A 21,844-nucleotide genomic window follows, 5' to 3' on the forward strand; every position below is an offset into this window, starting at 1 on the left:
TTTTTTTATGAAAAAGACTAGTTAGGACCAAGATATCTAAAAGCTGACTGGACAGAAGAAATTGAAGAAAAAGGTATCTATAAAGCAAAAGGTCATGTAGAAGTTATCAATGTACAAGGAGATACTTTACAGACAGATGAAATTATTTGAGATAAAAGAGGGGAAAAAAATACACTAAAACTTTAACAAAAAATTATTGCACTAACGGTACAGAGTTGCAAGCTAAAAGTGGGTTGGAAAGTTTAGAAAATTTGGATAATGTCATATTAAAAAATACTGACGTAATTATTGTTTTTTAAGGGGGAAAATCCTATGATTTCCAATATATTTTTTATACTCATCACGCTGTTTTTATCAGCTTTTTTTTCAGGAATGGAAATGGCCCTTATATCCTGTAATAAGTTTCAGATAGAACTACAAAAAAAAAAAGAAAATCTATCTTCTAAGTTTTTATCCAAAATAAGTAGAAGATATAAGCGTTTTATTGCTGCCATGCTTATAGGTAATACTATTGTTTTAGTAATTTACGGGTTGTATATGAGCGATTTGATTACAAAATTTCTACTCGAAAGCTTCTCTTTAGGAAGAGAACCAGGATTATCAATCCTTTTTTTACAAAGCATTTTATCTACTTTAATTATTTTAGTTATAGGAGAATTCTTACCTAAAGCATTTTTCAGTGTCTATGCAGCTGAAGCACTTTATTTTTTTGCTATACCTGCCTATATTATTTTCCAAGTTCTTTCTCCTATAACGTCCTTATTGATATGGGTTTCAAACAAAATTTTAAAACTATCGGGAGAAAAAGAACAAAACGAAACTCGGATTTTTGATAGAGAAGATCTTAGTTTTTTTATTTCGGAAAAAATAGAAACTCTCCGCAAGGAGGACATTGAATCAGAGGTACAAATTTTTCACCGTGCATTAGATTTTTCGCAAATTAAAGCTAGAGAATGCATGATTCCTAGAAATGAAATAATTACAGCAAATATAGAGGATCCTATAGAAGAAGTAATTGCAAAATTCATTAAAAATGGAATTTCTAAAATAATTATTTGCAATGAAGGCAATCTTGATGATCTTGAAGGGTATCTTCACTATTTCGAACTTTTTAAAAAACCAAAGAATCTTCGTTCAAGTTTAATGCCTTTAGAGTTTGTACATGTTACTACAAGAGCACAAAAAGTAATGAATCTTTTAATCAAAAAGCATAAAAGTATAGCTATAGTTTTAGATGAATATGGAGGGACGGCAGGATTAATTACTATTGAAGATCTACTAGAAGAATTTCTTGGAAATATTGAAGATGAACATGATAAAAAATACCTTCTAGAAGAAAAAATCAATGATACTGAATTTCTTTTCTCTGGACGTCTTGAAGTTAATTATATTAATGATAAATATAAACTTAATCTACCTATTTCAGAACAATATGAAACTATTGGAGGATTAATAGTTGAACATACCGAAGATATTCCAAGAATAGGTAAAAGCATACAAATAAAAAATATATATATTGAAGTAAAAAAAGTTTCTAAAAATAGAATAGAAGAAGTTTTTATTAAAACAACATAAATCTTAGAATTTGAATTTTTCAAATTTTAGTTTTAAATCGTACTTTCGTATACCTTACAAATTATATTTCAAATGGCTTTATTAGGAAAAATTAGAAAAAAATCATGGTTATTAATCATAATTATAGGGTTAGCTATGATTGCCTTTCTTTTAGATCCTAAAACTCTTTTAAATCTTGGAAAAGATCCAAATGTTATAGGTGAAGTGAACGGCGATAAAATAACACGTCAAGAATATCTTGAACGAATAGAATTTTATAGACAATTATCTCAGGGCATACCAGAAAGTTATCTAGCTTTCCAAACTTGGGATTCTATATTAAATGAAAAACTTTTAAATCAACAAGCAGAAAAAGTAGGCATACAAGTGAACGATAAGGATTTTTGGGAAGCTATTGGCAAAGAGTCAATATATTCGGGTATTCAAAAATTCCAGGATAAAAAAGGTGTTTTTAATCGAAAAATGTTTATAAACTACCTTTCTAGTTTAGAAAATAATGTAAAAAAAAATCCTCAGATAATTGAGGAGCGTAACATATGGAAGTATCAAAAAGAAAATATACCAAAAAAAATGCGAGGCGATAGATACATGGAAATGATACTCGCATATTTGAATACTTATAAAACCAAAGCTAACCCATTTAATAATGTTGAAAGCTTATCTACTAAGATTAATTATATTTTTATTCCTTACCGAAAGTATGATTCATACTATTCTATATCTATAAAAGATAAAGAGATTAAAAAATATATAGAATCACATCCAGCGCTTTATAAAAGACATAATTCCTCAGATTTGAGCATTGTATTTTTTTCTGGAAGTCCCTCAAAAAAGGATACAAAAAAAATGGAGCAAGAGATGCAAATTTTAGCTAAAGGCTTAAGAAATGCCATAGATGATGAACAATTTATCTTAGCTAATTCTGAAGCACCTTATAATTTGGCTTATTATTTAGAGAAACAAATACCTTTTTTTTTAAGAACTTTTCTTAAGAGCGCTAAAATTGGCGAAATTTATGGACCAATTAAAGATCTAAATTCTTATATCGTAATTAAGCTCGTTGATAAAAAAATGCTTTCTGAATCTACTAAAGCTAGTCACATCCTTATCTCTTATAAAGAAGCCTTAAATTCAAAATCCAGACGTAGTAGAGAAGAAGCAAAAAAAATATCTGAAAATATTTTATCAACTATTAATTTAGATCCTAAAAAATTTGAAGCGTTAGTAGAAAAATCTGATGATCCTTCAGCTAGTAGTAATAAGGGAAACTTAGGTTGGTGCAGAAGTGATGACCAGAACTTTACTCAGGAGTTCCAAAATTATATAGTAGGACATCTAAAGGGATCTATTGGTATAGTCGAAACCTCCTTTGGATACCATATTATAAGAATTGATGATAAAAGTTCTATAAAGAACCCTGCTTATAAATTAGCTATTTTAGTAAAAAAACTGCAACCCTCAAAAGAAACTGAGAATTCTATATATACTAAGGCAACGCAGTTTATGCAAACTATTTCAAAGAAGAGTGAGAATTTTTTTATTAATAAAGCTAGGGGATCAGGTTATCAAACACTAGTTTTGAGGGAGATTTTACCTTCACAACCTTTTATAGAAGGGCTTAAAACAGATTCTGATTTAGATATTATTCATTGGTCTTTTGAAAAAGATCGTAGAAAAGGAGATACTAAAATGTTTACGACTTCTTATGGAGACTATATTATAGTACGTTTTTCAGGTCTTCAAAAAGAAGGATTTGCTACATTAGAAAATGTAAGAGAAGAGATTATTCCTATTCTAAAGAAAAAAAAGATCGCTGCTCTACTATCTAAAAAAATACAAGAAATAAATACAGTCACTCTTAAAGATCTTGCAAATATTCTAGGAGAAAAAATAACAAAAAATGTTCATGTTGCATTTTCTGATTCTGAAATAAAGGGGATAGGGCCTGAACCTAAAGTAGTAGGTGCAGCTATAGGAATTACATTAAATAAGCAATCTAACCCTATAGAAGGGAACAAAGGGTTATTTATAATATATGCATTGGAACGTACTAGAAATATAAAAAACCATGATTCTTCTAAAAAGATAGATATCGAAAAAAACATTAATCCTATTCTAATTTTAGAATCATTAAAAAATAAATATAAAATTAAAGATTATAGACAGGAAAGATTAATATTACCTAAGTGATATAGGTAATATTAATCTAAATAAAAAAGAAATATTTTTATAATAAATTGTAAATATTGAGCGTTCTAGATTTAGAATCTAAATTTTAGAGAAAGCTTTTTAGATTGATAAATATGATTTGTAGTACTTTTTCTTATAAATGATCATGTTTTATACATATATTCAGGTATAGTAAAAAAAAATATAAAGATCCTTTAATTAAGAAAAAATGAATTTATAACTTTATTATATAGTTCTTTAGAAATACCTAGTAATGTATTTCTTTTATAAGAAAAAATTTATTTAAGTAATAGCAGTTCTGTATATAATCTATAAGGGGAAGGGGGAGGGAGAAGGTATATTTTTACTAGGAAGTAGTTTAAATAGCAGCAAATAATTTGCTATAGCAAATTATAAAAAACATATCTAAATATTTTAGAAGATTAAAGTCTTAGTTTCAAACAATTTTTTTTTTACATTTTCGAATAGAAATATATACATTAGTAAATATTACTTATATGTATATAAGTATAAATGCATTTTACTCTCTAAAAAAAAAATTACCTAGTAGGGAGTTTTACTTTTAGATATTTTCATTATCTCCCAAAAACTAAGTATCCATAACAAAACAAAGTTATTCTTTAATATGAAGAGTAATGAGAAAAAATAAAATAGAATCACTATCACTTAGTATAATAGGTATTTAATTTAAAATTATGAAAAGCCGCTGGAATGATATTAGAAAATATATAACTCATTTTATTATATTTACTTTTATTATTATGGTTATACATAGTTCTATAGCAAAATTTATCTTAAAACAGAGACTTAATATATGGATTATATATAGTTTTTTGATTCCTATAAGTGCTATTTTCCTTGTATTTTATATACAAATTTATTATAAATATCCACGGTATGTAGGCTTAGCTTATATCATTTCTGGGTTGATTAAGATGGCTAATAGTCTATTTTTTTTATATTATATAATCAAAATTTTTGAATATTCTAGAAAATATCTTCTTATTCAATATATAGTAGCTTACTTTGGAATATTATTTATAGAAGTTTTTTTATTGGTTAATATTTTAACTAAAAAACCTTATTTAGAAAAAAGAAAATGAATAAGTAAAATCTTTTTACTTTAATATATAAATGATTATTATGACTAATAAAACGACGAACTAGTTAAAAGAGTTAAGTTCTCTCTAATAAAGATAGAGGAAGAGGGAGTAATAGCGAATATATTAAATCATTTAAATAAACCTATTCTTTTAATATAAAAGAACTAATAATCTTTTTTTAAAAAAAAAGATATATTATGTTTCTTTTAGAGATCTATAATAGACTCAAATCTAACATATATTTTCTAGTAGAACTTGTATTGAGGAACTACTTTATTATTATTTTTAATAATTAAAAAGTGTACCCAGAACGGGAATTGAACCCGTACAGCCATAATGGCTACAGGATTTTAAGTCCTGCGTGTCTACCTATTCCACCACCTGGGCCTTATAAAGAGGGATTATATGTAAGTTTAATACTCCTCATTAAGAGCGAGAAACGGGACTCGAACCCGCGACCCCGACCTTGGCAAGGTCGTGCTCTACCAACTGAGCTATTCTCGCAGAATACTCAATATTCTAGAAAAAACAAAGATAAAGTCTTCTAATTTATTTCTCAAATGATCTTATAAGTATTTTTTTTATTCTATCAAGTTGAGAAAGTGCTTGCAAAGGGGTAATAGTATTTATATCCAAATTCATAATTTCATTACTAAGTTCTTTAAGAACATTATCTTTGAGTTGAAAGAAGCTCATTTGTAAAACCTTAGAACCCACTTTTCTCCTGGATTCTCTATTAGAAGAATTATAAGTTTGGGAATTTTCAAGATCTTTAAGCATTTTTTCCGCATAATTAACCACTTCTAAAGGTATGCCAGACATCTTAGCTACGTAAATACCAAAACTATGCTCGCTTCCACCGGGAATAATTTTATGCATAAAAAGAATTTTATCGTCAATCTTTTTTACATAAACATTAAAATTTTTAATTCTAGGAAAAGAAAGAGTCATATTATTAAGTTCGTGATAATGAGTAGCAAATAAAGTTTTAGGCCGCATGGGATGCTGATGAATATATTTTGCTACGGCCCAAGCAATAGATACTCCATCGTAAGTGCTCGTACCCCTACCTATTTCATCTAATATGATCAAACTACGTTTTGAAAGATTATTTAAAATATTAGCTGTTTCGTTCATTTCTACCATAAAAGTAGATTCTCCTAGAGATAGATTATCTGAGGCACCCACACGACTAAATATTTTATCTATTATCCCCATTTGCATACGTTTTACTGGGACATAACTCCCAATTTGGGCCATAATTGAAATCAAAGCCGTTTGACGAAGAAAAGCAGACTTACCTGCCATATTCGGTCCGGTTATAATTAATACTTGATCTGATTGAGGATCTATCGATATATCATTAGGGACGTAAGCTTTACCTATAGGTAGGCTATTTTCGAGTACTGGATGACGTCCCTTTTCTATAAAAATACTCAATCCTTGATTTAATTCGGCTTGTGTGTATTGATTTTTTACAGCTGTTTTAGAAAAAGCTAAAATAACATCTAAATGAGCAAGTAATTGTGCGCCTTTCTGTAAAATTTCTATATGTTCTCCTACTTTAGATATTAATTGTAGAAACAGATTTACTTCAAGACGGAGAATTTTTTCCTCTGTTCCTAAAATACGATCCTCATACTCTTTAAGCTCTTGAGTTATATAACGCTCTACGTTAGTAAGAGTTTGTTTGCGGATCCAATGTAAAGGGGCCTTTTCTTTATGTATATTTCGTATTTCTATATAATATCCAAAAACGTTATTGAAAGATACCTTTAGATTTTGTATTCCACTACGTTCTTTTTCGCTTATTGTAATAGCCTCAAGATGCTCTTTAGCAGAAATCAAAAACAGACGCATTTCATCTAATTCTCTAGAAAAACCTGAAGCTATAACTTGTCCTTTCCCAAGTTGATGAGGAGGATCTGTATGTAAAACTTTGAAGATATGTCTATATAGGGTTATAAAATTAGGAAAATCCTTGGATTTTTTTTTTAGAGCCTCTTTTGAGGAAAGTGATAAAATTTGTTTTATAGTACATATGTTATTTAGAGAATGGCCTAGATATAAAAGTTCACGTGGATTTATTTTCTCTGTAGTTACCTTTGAAGAAAGACGCTCTATATCACCGATAGAGCCCAATTTTTCACTAAGTTTAGAGCTGATATCTGGTGAGATCCGTAAGGCCTCTAGTAAATTATAACGTTCTTTAATAGAAGATATTTCTTTAAGAGGAAATATTAACCAACGCTTTAATAATCTAGAGCCCATAGGAGTAAGGCAACAATCAAGTATATCAAAAAGAGATAATCCATTAGGATGATTAGAATGTAATACTTCAAGATTGTTTAAGGTAAATTGATCCATCCATACATATTGACTCTCATCAATTCTATTTAAAGAAGAAATATGTGAAATCTTATCATGTTGGGTGTTCTCTAAGTAAATTAGGATAGCCCCTGCAGCTATAATAGCATATTTAAGAGTCTCTACTCCAAACCCTTTTAGCGAGTGAGTTTTAAAGTGACGAATAAGTTTTTCATAAGCAGTAGAATAATCAAAAACCCAATCTTCCATGGGGTAACTAAAATATTTCCTATCTAAGATTTTTTCAAAATCACTTTTCATTTGCTTTTTATAAAGCACTTCACTTGGAGAAAAACGGCAAATAAGCTGATAAATATAAGTAAGAGACCCTTGGGTAATAAGAAATTCACCTGTTGAAAGGTCGAGCAAAGCTAATCCTGATTGTTCTTTATCAATATGAAACGCAGCTAAAAAATTATTCGATCTCGGCTGTAGTACTTGATCATTAAGCGCTATACCCGGCGTTATTATACTAGTAATTCCTCTCTTTATAATACTCTTGGTTTTTTTAGAATCTTCTAGTTGATCGCAAATAGCAATACGGAACCCCGCCCTTACTAGTTTAGGCAAATAATTATCTAATGTATGATATGGGAACCCTGCTAAATTTGTTTTTGATGAGGCTCCGTTGGAGCGTTTTGTAAGTGCGATATTTAAAACTTTAGCGCATTTAATAGCATCCTCGTCAAAGGTTTCGTAAAAGTCACCTACACGAAATAACAAAAGTGCATCGGGATAGAGTGCCTTTATTTGAGCATATTGGTTCATCAAAGGGGTGCTTTGTGACTTCATATAGACCTAAACTAAGTTGATTATTTTATATAAGGTAATAAGGATTATAGGTCCTCATAAAATAAGGAAATTATTCGTTAAAAAAACTAGAACTAGTTTCGAGTAAAGGATATAAAAATATTACTAGTATTTCTAGCCATATAGAAAATATTTATTTAGTAATAAAATATAAGGAGAGTATTTGTAATACAAAAACAATTAACACTTATATATCATTTAACCGAAATTAGGATGTTTTAATGCTGAACATTGTTTGCATACTTTTATAAGTATTTAGTATATATTTATAGAGCATTTTTTATTAACTAACCCGCTTATTATGAAATAATTGCATCTTATAAAGAGATGTGGAATTTACTTAAAATAAATTTAAGTGTAATAAAACATATCGTGATTCTTTTTGATAATAAATTAAAAAAAAATATTTAAGAAGAAATTATTGAATATAAAAAAACATAGTTATTACTTTCTAAGTAAATATTGGTTATATGGAGATGGAAGTTATTTATAATCTATTTTTTGTACAAAATAACTATTAATAGTGATAAATAAAGACTCTGCGATAGGTATTTTCGATTCAGGATTAGGAGGCCTTACCATAGTTAAAGCTATTAAGGAACGTATGCCTAATGAGCGTTTAATCTATTTTGGTGATACGTTACATTTTCCTTATGGGGATAAATCTCGCAAGACTCTTGAAAAATATTCCCTAATTATAGGACAATTTCTCGTAAAAGAAGGGTGTAAAGCAATCGTAATAGCTTGTAATTCCGCATCATCTAATGCTTTTTCACTACTTAAAGAAACTTTTGGAAATAAAATTCCTATACTCAATGTGATTCATCCCCTTATACTTTATATTTCTAAAAAAACTTATAAAAAAATTGGTCTTATAGCTACTCGTTCTACTATACAATCTCGTATGTATGAGAAAGAAATTAAATATAATTGTCCTCATATGCAGTTATGTTCCTTAGCTACTCCTTTACTAGCCCCTATGGTAGAAGAAGGGTTTGTAAACAATGAAATTTCATCTGCTATTTTGAAATATTATTTAAATCAAGAAATACTATTTGGCATAGAAGTTCTATTGCTATGTTGCACTCACTATCCTATACTTTTTAAAGAAATTAATTGTTTTTACAAGGGGACTATCCCTATAGTAGAAGTTCCAAAGTTATTAGCTGAACAATTGTATCTTACATTGAAAAATAGAGATGCTTTGGCAAAAAATAAAATTACAGAAGATATTTTTTATACATCTGCTTTTACAGAAAATTTTAATAATCGTGCTCAGGAGTTTTTTGGCGGTGAAATTTCTTTTAAAGAGATTTACTTAAATTTTTAAGCATTCTTCTATAATTTTTTAGCATGTAAATCTTATTTTCAAGAAGAATAGAAGAATAAATCATTAATTGTTAATTAATATTTTTAACCTTATTATAGATAATATAAATCCAAATAATGGATATTTTTTTAATGATTAAGATTAACTAACTCTACATATTATGATATAAGGTTAGAATATATTCTTTTATATAATTTATATTATATGTCCATATTCTAAATGGAAGTTTTACTAAACTTTTTATAAAATTTAGGATGTTAAATTATCTATATAATTTCTTTATCTATACAAGATAGTGTATACATAGAACTTCAGAAGTTATTGTCTTTTGATAAAATTACATAATCTTTGAAAGATTAGTTTTTTTTATAAAAATTGGGATCATTACTATATAATTCTTTATTAATATTTATTTGCCGAAATACACATCCTTAATTTAAATGGCATAAAAAACTTTCGAAGTTTTATTATAAAATTTATTAAAAAATAATCTTATAAATTCTATTTACATCTAGAAGCTTAATATAAGAACTTAGTAAAAAGGATATAAAACCCTATTTTATTTAGGATATACTTTTATATCAATTCACTACGTACAGTATATATAAGTAATACATATGAGATCATTTCTACCTGAAAAATACTCACTAATATTGATATATGTTTACTGATTAGGTTGATTTTCTGTAAAAAAAGAATAAAATCACTTTTCTAATAAATAAAGAGTTATAGCATAATTATAGTTATCCTTAATAAGGTAAATAAGGTTTTTATTATTAATAATATATAGAATTTATGAGAATTGATATCTCTAAATAAGAGATAAGAAATTTTAAAAAATAGATTACGAGAATAGTATTATGAATATTAACTTAATACGTTGTATATATGAATACGAGAAATGCTTATTTTTTTAATCATCTTTTTTTAATTATGTTTGCTACATGAAATAATTTTAATAATTTATAGATAATTATATTTTATCAGTTATTCTCCTAATCAGTTAGGGCGCGGGTACATTGCGTATGTATATAAACCCCTATTTTCGAAAGAGGCAGGGTTTTTTTATTAGGTAAAAGTTTTTTGAAAAAAATCCATGAAAAAACAAATCAATCATTTTAGTAGTCAGCTTACCCAGGATTCTAGTCTCCCAGCAGCTCAGGCTATGCTCTATGCTACAGGATTAAAAGAAAAAGATTTTAAAAAAGCCCAGATAGGTATTGTAAGCAATTGGTATGAAGGGAATCCTTGCAATATGCATCTTAATAAACTGAGTCAACAGGTTAAATATTCTATAGAATCGGAAGAACTGATAGGGTTCCAATTTAATACTATAGGAGTGAGTGATGGAATTTCTATGGGCACTCAAGGTATGAGGTATTCGCTACCTTCTAGGGAGTTAATTGCAGATAGCATAGAAACAGTTGTAAATGCTCAGCATTACGATGGAATTATTGCTATACCTGGCTGTGATAAAAATATGCCTGGAGTTTTGATGGCGCTTCTTAGAATTAATCGGCCCTCTATTATTGTATATGGTGGGAGCATATCCTCAGGTAGTTATAAATCCCAGAAGCTTGATGTGGTATCAGCTTTTGAGGCCTTAGGGAAAAAAAATCAAGAATTAATATCAGAGATAGAATATAAAGATATCATTAAAAATTCTTGTCCTGGCGCTGGTGCTTGTGGAGGAATGTATACAGCTAATACCATGGCATTAGCTCTTGAGGCTATGGGTATGACTCTCCCTTACTCCTCCTCAAGGCCTGCCGTAGGAGGCGATAAAGATTATGAATGTTTACAGATAGGGAAAGCTATTAAGAAACTTTTACAGAAAGACATTAAACCTAAGGATATTGTTACAAAAGACTCTCTTGAGAATGCTATTGCTTTAGCTATAGCTTTAGGAGGATCGACTAATTTAGTTTTGCATCTACTTGCAATTGCCAAAACCGCAGGTATATCTCTTCATCTTAAAGATTTTCAAAGGATTAACGATAGAATCCCCTTCATAGGGAATCTTAAGCCCAGTGGGGAATTTTTAATGGAAGATTTACATGCTATCGGAGGCACCCCTATTATTATGAAATATTTACTTGAGAAAGGCATTTTAAAAGGTAACTGTATGAGCGTTACAGGAAATATTTTAGAAGAAAATTTAAAATCAGTACCTATTCTTTCTTTTGATCAAAAAATTATATATCCTTTAGAACAACCGATAAAAAAGGATGGACATATTCGTATTCTATATGGGAATCTTGCTCCACAAGGAGCTGTAGCTAAGATTACAGGGAAAGAAGGAACTATATTTTCCGGGGTTGCTAGGGTTTTTAATTCTGAACAAGAGGCTAATTACGCCATTTTAGCACTCAAAATTGATAAAGGGGAAGTTATCGTAATCAGATATGTCGGGCCTAAAGGTGGTCCTGGAATGCCTGAGATGCTAAAACCTACAGCCTATATAATGGGATCCGGTCTAGGAAAAGAAGTCGCTTTAATTACGGATGGAAGATTTTCTGGCGGATCCCATGGTTTCGTAGTAGGACATATCACCCCTGAAGCGCAAGAAGGAGGGCCAATCGCTTTTGTGTGTAATGGAGATCTTATCACTATTGATACAGAAAAAAACCTTATTAATATTAAAGTAAGTGAAGACGAGTGGAATAAACGTAGACTAAAATGGGTTCAACCTCCTTTAAAAGTAGCTAATGGATGGCTTTATAAATATGCAAAAACAGTATCTTCCGCTTCTCAAGGATGTTTAACTGATGAGTTCTAAGGATATGCAAGAAAAATCTTATTTTGGATCTGATATCTTAATAAGATCTCTTTTAGATGAAAAAGTTGAGTATATTTTTGGTTATCCCGGAGGAGCTATAATGCCTATATATGATGCTTTATATCGTTATTCAGATCGTTTATCTCATATACTTACGCGCCATGAACAAGGTGCTATTCATGCCGCTCAGGGCTATGCACGTGTCAGTGGAAAGGTAGGAGTGTGTATTTCTACTTCAGGTCCTGGTGCGACAAATTTAATTACCGGGTTAGCAGATGCTCTTGCAGATAGTACTCCCGTGGTTTGCATTACTGGACAGGTATCTTCGACTTTGTTAGGCACCGATGCTTTTCAGGAAACTAATATTATGGATATTTCATTACCTGTAACTAAGTGGAATGTGCAAGTTACTAAAGCTAGTGATATTGCTAATATGGTTCGTAAGGCTTTCTACATCGCTAGAAGCGCTCGTCCTGGCCCAACACTTATAGATATCACTAAAGATGCACAGTTTCAAGAATATTTGTTTCATAAAAAAATAGATAAAGAGATACCTTATTACTATCCTTACCCTATACTAGAACAAGATAAGATAGAAACTGCTGCTATATTAATTAATTCAGCAAAAAAACCTCTTGTGCTTGTTGGTCAAGGTGTAGCTTTAGCTAAAGCTGAAGAAGAATTTAAAGCCTTCGTAGAGAAGGCGGGCATTCCTGTAGCTAGTACTCTTTTAGGGCTGGATGTTATTGATAGTAATCACCCTCTTTTTGTTGGTATGTTAGGTATGCATGGAAGTTACGCTCCTAATATCCTAACTAATCAATGTGATGTTCTTATAGCTATAGGGATGCGTTTTGATGATAGAGTAACAGGAGACGTTAAACGATATGCACGACAGGCTAAAGTAATTCATTTAGAAATAGAGGCTTGTGAGATAGGGAAAAATATTCCGTGTGATATATCTGTGTTAGGTGATTGCAAAGAAAGTTTACCTGCATTAACTGAAAAAATAGTCAAGGTCAAACATGAAAAGTGGATAAATCATTTTAGAATTCTACAGCAGAAAGAAGAAAAGATTATACTACAGGATCTATATCCTGAAAAAGATGGTCTGACTATGGGAGAAATTATCAAATGGATTAATAAATATAAAGATAAAAATGCTGTTTTAGTTACTGATGTAGGACAGCATCAGATGATTGCTTCACGCTATTTTAATTTCTCTTCTCGAAAAAGCCATATTACATCGGGAGGGTTAGGTACTATGGGTTTTGCATTGCCTGCTTCTATTGGTGCACAATTTGCTGCAAGAGACCGTCAGATCATTTGTTTAGTAGGCGATGGGGGGATACAAATGACCCTTCAAGAATTTGGAACGATTCTTCAAAATGATCTCCCTATAAAAATTATTTTACTAAATAACAGTTTTTTAGGTATGGTACGCCAGTGGCAAGAGCTTTTTTTTGAAAAGCGATATGCCTCTACAGAACTTATTAATCCAGATTTTACACAATTGGCAAAGGCATATAATATACGGGGTAAAAAAATTGATCAAAGAGAATATTTAGAAAAAGTTATAAAGGAAATGTTCGAATATAGTAAAGCCTATCTTTTAGAGATAATAGTAGAAAAAGAAAATAATGTTTTCCCAATGATCCCTACTGGGAGTGCTGTAGATGAAATCAGACTGGCTTGAAAAATAATAATACTGTGAAGAGATTCAAAATAGTTATTTTAGCGAGTCGTTTAGAAAGGCTGATCAGCCGTATATTAATAATATTAAATCGAAGAAATATTAATATACTTTCTCTTACTGTTTCTTTTTCAGAAGAGTCAAATACTATGCGCTTTAGCGTTAGAGTAGAAAGCTATGAAAAATATATGGAAAATTTAATTAAACAAATAGAAAAACAAATAGGAGTGATGTCAGTCCTTTATTATGAGAACGATAAAGAGAAATTTAATTACTCGCATAAAACAAAAAAATCTCTATACTCAACAGATAATATTTTAATATCAAATACTAAAAAAAGAAATTAAGTAAAAATGAAGATAAAGTTCGGTCCAATTGAAGAAAATGTTATTACAAGAGAAGAATTTCCTCTCGAAAAGGCAAAACAAGTATTAAAACATGAAATAATAGCTGTTATAGGGTATGGTATCCAAGGCCCTGGACAAGCTCTAAATCTAAGAGATAATAATTTTTCGGTAATTATAGGCCAAAGAAAAAATTCTCCATCTTGGGAAAAAGCGCTAAATGATGGATGGGTTGAAGGAGAAACGCTTTTTGAAGTGGAAGAAGCTGCAATTAAAGGCACTATTATTATGAATCTGCTCTCTGATGCAGCGCAAATTTTAGTATGGCCTATTTTAAAAAAGCATCTTACCCCCGGTAAATCCTTGTATTTTTCTCATGGATTTGGTCTTTCTTTTCAAGAGAAAACAGGAATTTATCCACCTAAAGATATAGATGTATTTCTAGTAGCACCTAAAGGGTCTGGTACTAGTGTTAGAAGATTATTCTTAAAAAAGAAAGGAATAAATTCTAGTTATGCTATTTACCAAGACTATAGCACTCGTGCACAAGAAAAAACTTTTGCTATAGGTATAGGTATAGGCTCAGGATATCTTTTTAAGACTAATTTTAAAAACGAGGTTTTTTCAGATTTAGTTGGAGAGCGAGGTTCTTTAATGGGTGCTATACAGGGTATATTTGACGCTCAATATCAGGTATTACGAGATAACGGACATTCCCCTTCAGAGGCTTTTAATGAAACTGTTGAGGAATTTACAGAAAGTTTAATGCCGCTCATTGGAGAAAATGGAATGGAATGGATGTATTCTAACTGTTCCACAACTGCTCAAAGAGGGGCTCTTGACTGGTGGAGAAAATTCAGAGATGCTACTATTCCTGTTTTTAAGGAACTATACCATGAAGTAGCTTCAGGTAATGAAGCTCAGCGTACTATAGATGCAAATAGCGATAAAAACTATAGAAAAAAACTTAAGGAAGAGCTTAAAGATCTAAGTAAAAGTGAGTTATGGCAAGTTGGAGCAACCGTTCGCAAACTTAGACCTAGAGAAAATGAAAAACCTTATGAAGGATTACAGGAAAATTGTTATATGAAAAAATAAGATACATTAAATTTTATACGATTTATTTGCTTTTCTCTTGGCGCCCGTTTTTTGTAAAAACAGGCGCCAATTTTTTTAGTATTTTTTTTTTTGAATGGGTATAAAAATATAAATAAAACCATGCTTAATTATTTCCCTACTATAGAAGATATCTTAAAAGCTAGAGAACGATTAAAAGGAGTAATCCTTCATACGCCCTTACAGAAAAATCATCATCTTTCTGAGAAATATAATGCGCATATTTATCTCAAACGTGAAGACCTACAAGTAGTACGATCTTATAAGATAAGAGGGGCTTACAACAAGATGAAAAGTGCTTCTTTATCAGAATTAAAAAAAGGTGTAATATGTGCTAGTGCTGGGAATCATGCACAGGGAGTAGCCTATTCGTGCTATCACTTACAAGTTCCTGGAAGGATTTACATGCCCGCCACTACTCCTCGCCAGAAAATTCAACGTGTAAAAATGTTTGGGAAAGAATATGTAGAGGTTATTATTACAGGAAATACATTCGATTCTGCTTATGAAGAGGCTATAACATATTCTAAAAAGAATCAAATTTTTTTCGTTCATCCCTTCGATGATCCTAAGATCATCGAAGGGCAGGCAACTATAGGTGTGGAGATCCTAGAAGATTTTAAGGAGATTATTGATTATTTGATTTTGCCTGTAGGAGGTGGTGGACTCGCTTCGGGTCTAGGAGCTTATTTTTATCAAAACAGGCTTCCTGCTAAGATCATAGGAGTAGAACCACAGGGCGCACCTGCTATGAAACTTTCTTTGGATATTGGAAATATAGTATCACTTGATCAAATCGATAAATTTGTAGATGGAGCAGCTGTTAAAAAAGTAGGTAATCATAATTTTAATATTTGCCAAAAAGTACTTTATCAGGTAAAAATTGTTCCTGAAGGAAAAGTATGTAGTGCTCTATTAGAACTTTATAATATGGAAGCTATCGTAGCTGAACCTGCTGGAGCTTTAGCTATTGCAGTATTGGATGATTTTTCAGAAGAAATTATTGGGAAAAATGTAATTTGTATCCTAAGCGGAGGTAATAATGATATTATGCGTACTGAAGAGATACGTGAGCGATCTTTAATATATGAAGGACTCAAACATTACTTTATCTTAAATTTTCCTCAGCATGCTGGTGTTCTTAAAGAGTTTGTAAGTAATGTTTTAGGGCCTTATGATGATATTACTTATTTCCAATACTCTAAAAAAACCTCGCGTGAGGAAGGGCCTGCTATTGTTGGTATAGAGCTCGCTGATAAGAAGGATTTTTCAAAGCTTATGAAAAAGATAAAACAATCCTGTATACCCTTTGAATATATAAATAAAAATCCAGATTTGTTTCGTTTACTGATATAGTTTTAAAATTTACTCAATAAGTAAAATAGATAGACAATAACATTAAAAATGTTATTATGTCATAATTATTAAATTCTAATATGTAAGAAAGAAATGCTATTTTATTTATCATCCTTACCATTAAGGATATTATTTTTCTTTTTTAAGTTAATAAAACTATCCTAGGATAGGAGGATTCATAAATTGGGGATTAAGGTTAAAGTACTTATTTAGTATTATATACAATAATACTGAAATTAATTTAAGAGGGTTATTACTTATTATTCCATTGTTAGTTTTTCTAGATATAGAAATATTAGTAATAATCCGGTTAACCTAATTTTTCACAAAAAACTAGCATTTGGTAGAATTAGACTTACCAGAAGTACTTCAAAAGTTAAAGTATTAATATATAATAAATATATATATAAGATTTGGGATGGTTCTTTATAATATACTTATTTAGTATAGCTAGTATACTACCTTTATGCTCTTATTACTTGTACTTGAGATTAGAAGTTAATAGTTACATTATATATCATCTTATTTAACTTTATCTTATATTTATAATTTTATTTATCTTACTATAAATCAGTACTAAAATTTTTATTATTTTTATTATCTAGTTTAATATGCAATTTTTACTTTTTCGTCTGTTATTTTTACTTACATTCAGATTAAGTGAAAATTGGATATTCATAAGTTAAAAAAAACGCTAATCATTTTATTACTTGATATATAAAATTTTTATGGAAATGATCCGAGACTAATTTTTTATAATATATCTAATAAAAAATAAGTTTAATGAAAAGGATGTAAATGTTAAAGGCTTTATTAAAAGCAAGATCACGAATTATATTTTTGGATATCTGGGACGAGATAAAGAACTAATATGTCAAAATCTCTATTAGAGACTCCTATAGAATATCTTAAGGGAGTGGGCACTCAACGTGCTCGATGGCTTTTTGCTGAATACGGAATTAAAAAATATGAAGACCTTTTGGCTTTTTATCCACAACGTTATATCGATCGTTCCCGATTTTATAAGATTTGTGAGTTGGGGGATTCTCAAGTTGAAGTTCAGATTATAGGTCAAATTACTTTTACAAAAGTACTTAATAGGGATAAGTACAAACGTCTTTTAGCACATTTTGAAGATCAAAGCGGTAGTATAGATCTTATATGGTTCCAAAAAATTGATGCTATAAAGAACTGGCTCCCAAAATATTTACCTGTAGTAGTTTTTGGCCGCTTGAGTTTTTTTAAAGGACGGCTGCAAATAACACATCCTGAAGTTGAACTTTTTGATCGATATAAGAATCGAATTCCTATACCTTTACAACCAGTATGGTCTATTTCTGAGTTGCTGAAAAGGAGGGGGTTACATCAGCATTTTTTTACAAATATTTTTCAAGAACTACTACAGTTGCTTAGAGGACATATTTATGAAGTATTCCCTGAGAAAATAATTACGGCTTATACTTTAATGAGTAGGGAAGAGGCTTTTTCTCAGATTTATTTCCCTACTTCCTTAGTTAAACTCCAAAAAGCTAAGTGGCGCTTAAAATTTGAGGAGTTTTTTTTTCTTCAATTCGCACTTCTTATGCAAAAATATCATCAAAAAAAAAATCACTCGGGCTATCCATTCTCAAAAATGGGCTCATATCTACACCGTTTTTATAAAGAGTGTTTACCTTTTTCTTTAACTGGAGCGCAAAAGAGAGTTTTAAAAGAGATACGTTATGATCTTGGACAAAACGTTCAGATGAATCGTCTTTTACAAGGAGATGTAGGAAGTGGGAAAACCTTAGTAGCGCTCATGGCTATGCTTATGGCTTTAGATAATGGATTTCAAGCCTCTTTGATGGCTCCTACAGAGATCCTGGCGGTGCAACATTATCATACCATTTCTAGACTTCTAGAACCTTTAGGTATTATAGTTTCTCTATTAACAGGAAGCACTTCAAAATCTAAAAGGCGTCAATTGCATTATGGGTTACAGCAAGGGCAAATTTTTATTCTTGTAGGAACGCATGCTCTTATTGAAGATCAGGTAATGTTTAAAAATCTAGGGTTGGCTATAATAGATGAACAACATCGTTTTGGGGTGATTCAGCGCGCTAGACTTTGGAGTAAAAATCAACGTCCTCCTCATATGCTTTTGATGACAGCTACACCTATCCCCCGTACGCTATCTATGACACTTTATGGAGATTTAGATGTTTCTATTATTGATGAATTACCTCATGGACGTAAGATAGTAAAAACAATCTATAGGTATGAGAACTCTCGTCTAGAAGTTTTTAGATTTATTAAAGATCAGATTGCTTATGGAAGGCAGATATATATTGTCTATCCATTGATAGAAGAATCTGAAAAAATAAATTATAAAAACTTAATAGATGGTTATGAAAATATATGTTGTGCTTTTCCCTTATCTGAATACCGTATAGGTGTCTTACATGGGAAAATGAGTCCTACTCAAAAATTAGTTGAAATGAACCGATTTATTAAAGGGGAGACTCAAATTATGATTTCTACTACGGTAATTGAGGTAGGAGTTGATGTACAAAATGCCACAGTTATGATTATTGAGAGTGCTGAGCGTTTTGGTCTTTTGCAATTACATCAATTACGTGGACGTGTAGGAAGAGGTTCTGAGCAAAGTTACTGTTTATTAATGTGTGGCAAAAAATTAAGCAATGAAGCACGTGCGCGTATTGAAGCAATGTGTCGTACAAATAATGGTTTTGAAATAGCTGAAGAAGATCTTCATTTACGAGGCCCTGGAGACTTAATAGGGACAAAACAGAGTGGATTACTAAATCTTAGAATTGCTGATATATCTAAAGATAGTTCAATTCTAATTAAAGCACGTGAACAAGTCATACTTTTAATGAAAGAAGATCCTGAGTTTTTAGTTCCTGATCATCATATGATTCGAGAGATAGTTAAAAAAAAATATAAAGAAAAATTGAATTGGGGAAAAATTGGATAAGCTTTCTAGTTATATATAAGTTACTATCATTATAGTATATAATGCCTTTTCAATTATAGTTTCTATGAATATATTTCTTTTAATGCTATTCCTAATTTAGGATAAGTAAATATAAATCCTTTATCTAATATTTTTTGTGCTGATATAGGGCTTCCATTTAGTAAAACTTTAGAAAAATCTTTTCCATACAACACCCTTAAAATAAAAGCAGGAACTCTAGGGAAAAATAAAGTTCGGTGAAGAATCCGGGCTAAGGCTTTAGTAAATTCTAAATTACTTACTATCTCTGGAGCTACAATATTATAAGCACCTTTCAAGGTTTTATCTTCTATTGCTTTTATGTATGCATGACAGATATCATCAATATGAACCCATGGAACATATTGTTTCCCACTGCCTAACGGAGAACCAAGATAACATTTTACAATTTTTTCTATTTTTTTTAAAATACCACCTTTCCTGGAAAGAACTATTCCTGTACGTAATTTTACCGTACGAATTCCACTTTTGTGGAAAAGATCTCCTTTAGCTTCCCATAATTGACATACCTTTGCTAGGAAATCAGTTCCTGGAGGATCATCCTCCGTAAAGGGTTTTTTTTGAGTAATACTTCCATAATAATTTATCCCGCTAGCACTTATAAAACATTCAGGTTTTTTATCAAGTCTAATAATATATTCCCATAAAAGATGGGCACTTACACTCCGGCTTTCTAACAGCTTTATTTTTTGTAGCGCGCTCCACTTTTTATCATATAAGGATATCCCTGCTAAATGAATTATGACATCTATTTGTTTTAAGGCCTCTTGATCGATATATCCTTTCTCTGGATCCCAGAAATAACTATTAAATTTTCCTGAAACTTTCAGTTTTGTGCTCAAATGAGTTATAGTATAGTTCCTTTCCGAAAGGATTTCACTTAATCGCATCCCTATAAGTCCGCTAGCGCCAGTGATAAGTATATTTTTCATATATAAATTTTTAATATAATTTAAAAAAAATCACATATAAAAATCAAAATAATATATACTTTTGTAAGTATATAAAAAAATGTGTCATGAAATTTTTTATAGATACAGCGGACCTTGATCAAATACGTCAAGCTAATGAGTTAGGTATTCTTGATGGAGTTACTACTAATCCTTCACTTATTGCTAAACAAGGGATTACTGGTAAAGAAACTATATATAAACACTATTTAAGTATCTGTGATATTTTTCAAGGGGATGTAAGTGCTGAAGTCATAGCTTCTGATTATGATGGTATATGTTCTGAGGGAATAATTTTATCAGAATTACATTCGCAAATTGTTGTAAAAATTCCTATGACTAGTAATGGGATTCGAGCTATTAGCTATTTTTCTAAACAAGGTATACGAACTAATTGTACTTTAGTTTTTTCTCTCTCGCAAGCACTTTTAGCTGCTAAGGTAGGAGCCACTTATGTATCTCCTTTCATTGGAAGACTCGACGATATTTCTTCAGATGGTCTACAACTAATTCAAGATATTAAGACAGTATATGATATTTATGGTTTTGAAACAGAAATTTTAGCTGCTTCAGTCCGTAATCCCCTACATATTGTTAGTTGCGCAAAAATAGGTGTGGATATTATTACTACCTCTTTAGGAACTATTAAAAGTCTAGTATATCATCCACTTACTGATATAGGTCTTAAAAAATTTCTTGATGACCACAATAAAGCATCTTATTCTTAATCTAATATTTTTTTTTTATGCTAAAAATTTTAATATCTCTAAAAATAATTTTAGATTGTTTGTTCTAGTTTATTAGGATTCTTCATTAGAAGATAAAGTATCATATTATGATATATAATAACTTATTATAGAATTATAATATATATGATAATTATATTATAAATAAATGCTTACCTATTATACCTTATATAGGTATAATGAAGTTAACCATGAATATTATTATTATTCTGAGTTTCTCTTCTTTCTACAACTATAGAATAAGCAAAGCTATATATATTACTGTATAAAATCTGGTATAAGAAAAAAAACACTTCTCCAATAATACTATATATCTGCTAGTCATATTTTTTAGTTTTAACGTGTTTTCTTTAAAACTTATAGACCTATTATAGGTAAAAAGACCTTTAAAAGGTACTATAATTATTAATAAGTATATTTCTATTTAGGAACACATATAAAATAAAACTACTTCTATTATAGGATATAA

At 30.2% G+C, this 21,844-nt stretch carries 12 protein-coding genes and 2 tRNA genes; 10 read left to right on the plus strand and 4 right to left on the minus strand.

All coding sequences use genetic code 11. From position 1 onward, the window contains the following. The first annotated feature begins 288 nt into the window (after positions 1-288). On the plus strand, positions 289-1,575 hold the full coding sequence (locus tag ACUBP5_RS00540; protein ID WP_482168367.1) for a hemolysin family protein: 1,287 nt from the start codon (positions 289-291) through the stop codon (positions 1,573-1,575). Positions 1,576-1,647: 72 nt separating this feature from the next. Beyond that, the gene (locus ACUBP5_RS00545) at positions 1,648-3,765 is read left to right on the plus strand and encodes a peptidylprolyl isomerase (RefSeq protein ID WP_482168368.1); all 2,118 of its coding nucleotides are present in this window, start codon (positions 1,648-1,650) and stop codon (positions 3,763-3,765) included. Positions 3,766-5,170: 1,405 nt separating this feature from the next. Here ACUBP5_RS00545 and ACUBP5_RS00550 read toward each other — a convergent pair. The 3 genes from ACUBP5_RS00550 to mutS all read right to left on the minus strand — a co-directional run bounded on the left by ACUBP5_RS00550 (position 5,171) and on the right by mutS (position 8,027). Beyond that, positions 5,171-5,255: transfer RNA gene (locus ACUBP5_RS00550), tRNA-Leu, on the minus strand. 44 nt (positions 5,256-5,299) lie between these two features. After that, positions 5,300-5,372, minus strand: a tRNA-Gly gene (locus tag ACUBP5_RS00555). Between the two features lie 45 nt (positions 5,373-5,417). Beyond that, a complete protein-coding gene (gene mutS, locus ACUBP5_RS00560; protein WP_482168369.1) occupies positions 5,418-8,027 on the minus strand; it encodes a DNA mismatch repair protein MutS in 2,610 nt (869 codons plus the stop codon). Positions 8,028-8,568: 541 nt separating this feature from the next. Here mutS and murI point away from each other — a divergent pair. The 7 genes from murI to recG all read left to right on the plus strand — a co-directional run bounded on the left by murI (position 8,569) and on the right by recG (position 19,640). After that, a complete protein-coding gene (murI, locus tag ACUBP5_RS00565; protein WP_482168370.1) occupies positions 8,569-9,375 on the plus strand; it encodes a glutamate racemase in 807 nt (268 codons plus the stop codon). 1,096 nt (positions 9,376-10,471) lie between these two features. Next, on the plus strand, positions 10,472-12,154 hold the full coding sequence (ilvD, locus tag ACUBP5_RS00570; RefSeq protein WP_482168371.1) for a dihydroxy-acid dehydratase: 1,683 nt from the start codon (positions 10,472-10,474) through the stop codon (positions 12,152-12,154). A 4-nt stretch (positions 12,155-12,158) separates the two neighbouring features. Next, entirely contained in the window at positions 12,159-13,850 is a 1,692-nt protein-coding gene (ilvB, locus tag ACUBP5_RS00575; RefSeq protein ID WP_482168627.1) for a biosynthetic-type acetolactate synthase large subunit, read from the plus strand. Positions 13,851-13,864: 14 nt separating this feature from the next. Then, positions 13,865-14,194 carry an ACT domain-containing protein gene (locus ACUBP5_RS00580; RefSeq protein WP_482168372.1) on the plus strand — a complete coding sequence of 110 codons (330 nt, stop codon included), beginning with the start codon at positions 13,865-13,867 and terminating at the stop codon, positions 14,192-14,194. A gap of 6 nt (positions 14,195-14,200) precedes the next feature. Then, positions 14,201-15,289 carry a ketol-acid reductoisomerase gene (ilvC, locus tag ACUBP5_RS00585; protein WP_482168373.1) on the plus strand — a complete coding sequence of 363 codons (1,089 nt, stop codon included), beginning with the start codon at positions 14,201-14,203 and terminating at the stop codon, positions 15,287-15,289. A gap of 120 nt (positions 15,290-15,409) precedes the next feature. Next, positions 15,410-16,663, plus strand: coding sequence for a threonine ammonia-lyase (ilvA, locus tag ACUBP5_RS00590; protein ID WP_482168374.1), 1,254 nt, complete (start codon positions 15,410-15,412; stop codon positions 16,661-16,663). Between the two features lie 871 nt (positions 16,664-17,534). Then, positions 17,535-19,640: an ATP-dependent DNA helicase RecG gene (gene recG / locus ACUBP5_RS00595; RefSeq protein ID WP_482168375.1), complete on the plus strand. Its 2,106-nt coding sequence runs from the start codon at positions 17,535-17,537 to the stop codon at positions 19,638-19,640. Between the two features lie 62 nt (positions 19,641-19,702). On the opposite strand, the gene ACUBP5_RS00600 is transcribed toward recG, so the two are convergent. Next, complete coding sequence (locus ACUBP5_RS00600) at positions 19,703-20,611, minus strand: TIGR01777 family oxidoreductase (RefSeq protein ID WP_482168376.1); 909 nt, start codon at positions 20,609-20,611, stop codon at positions 19,703-19,705. A gap of 86 nt (positions 20,612-20,697) precedes the next feature. On the opposite strand from ACUBP5_RS00600, the gene fsa reads away from it, so the two are divergent. After that, the gene (fsa, locus tag ACUBP5_RS00605) at positions 20,698-21,357 is read left to right on the plus strand and encodes a fructose-6-phosphate aldolase (RefSeq protein ID WP_482168377.1); all 660 of its coding nucleotides are present in this window, start codon (positions 20,698-20,700) and stop codon (positions 21,355-21,357) included. The last annotated feature ends 487 nt before the right edge of the window (positions 21,358-21,844 follow it).

This window comes from Candidatus Insignibacter tubulum, from assembly GCF_056790205.1.